The 1,012-nt window shown below is 65.4% G+C and carries 1 protein-coding gene; it reads left to right on the top strand.

Annotation, left to right across the window (positions count from 1 at the left end; genetic code table 11):
- Positions 1-189 precede the first annotated feature (189 nt).
- The coding region (locus ABN273_RS59235) for a transposase (protein ID WP_349458602.1) at positions 190-1,012 on the top strand (823 nt) is incomplete at its 3' end.

Consider the following 1,012-nt stretch of genomic DNA (forward strand, 5'->3'; position numbering starts at 1 on the left):
AGCCAAGAACACCTTCCCGACCAAGAAGCGTGACACTGCGCAGCCGGCCACCAAGGCCAGCTACAAGATCAAAATCTTGAGAAAGGCGCCTTCACCAGCGCAAATGCCTTAACTCACCGGCATTGCCCTGAACTGCAAGGATTCGGGTGTCGAAGCCATATCCACTGCAGAAGCAGGTGCACCTTTCTGGTGAGTGAGCGTACCGGGTGGGACCGGCGGTTGTCTGTCACCGCCGATGGAAAAGGGCTGGTCGGTCATGCAGGCGCGGTGCTGTTGCACAAGATCGCCGATCGGGTGGGGCTGACCGAGGCGCTCGGCGGCCTGTGGCCCGACGGACAGAGTGCAACCTGGCGCGATCGCGCGCACGTGCTGGTCGGCCTGGCCGCAGCGATCGTGTGCGGCGCGCGCAGCGTGCTGGAGGCCGAACGACTGCAAGCCCACCAGGCGGCGTTGTTCGGAGCGGCCCCGTCGGACTCCACCACCCGCCGTGCGCTGGCCGGCCTGGACGAGCCGATGCTGGCCCGCATCGCCAAGGCCCGGACGAGAGTGCGGCGCCAGGTGTGGCAGTTGCTGCACCTGCGCCCCGGTGGCTTCCCCTGGCTGATGGTGGCCGGCAAACGGCTGCGCGGCTGGATCGTCATCGACATCGACGCCACCATCATCACCTCGGCCTCCGACAAGCACGGAGCGGCGGTCACGTTCAAGAAGACCTATGGCTTTCAGTGCGCCATGAGGCGCTCTGGCGTATACCCGGCTCAGCCGGGAGGAACGTGGAAGGAGGTTCCTGGGCCTGATGACTTACCCGATCCGGAAACGGTGACGGGACCAGAGCATGTCAGGAAACTGGCGGTCATGCCGAGACGCTGCGGGTGGCGCGCCAGGAGGCTTGAGCTGCCCCGGGTTGGTTGGAGGCTCCCAAGACTGGAAGGCTGGGAGTCGTGCCCGCACCGAGGAAGTACCCCCAAGAGCTGCGTGAACGCGCCATCAAGATGGTGTTCGACCTGCGTGAGGA

The sequence above is a fragment of the Nonomuraea sp. B19D2 genome (genome assembly GCF_040137845.1).
Classification (GTDB): domain Bacteria; phylum Actinomycetota; class Actinomycetes; order Streptosporangiales; family Streptosporangiaceae; genus Nonomuraea.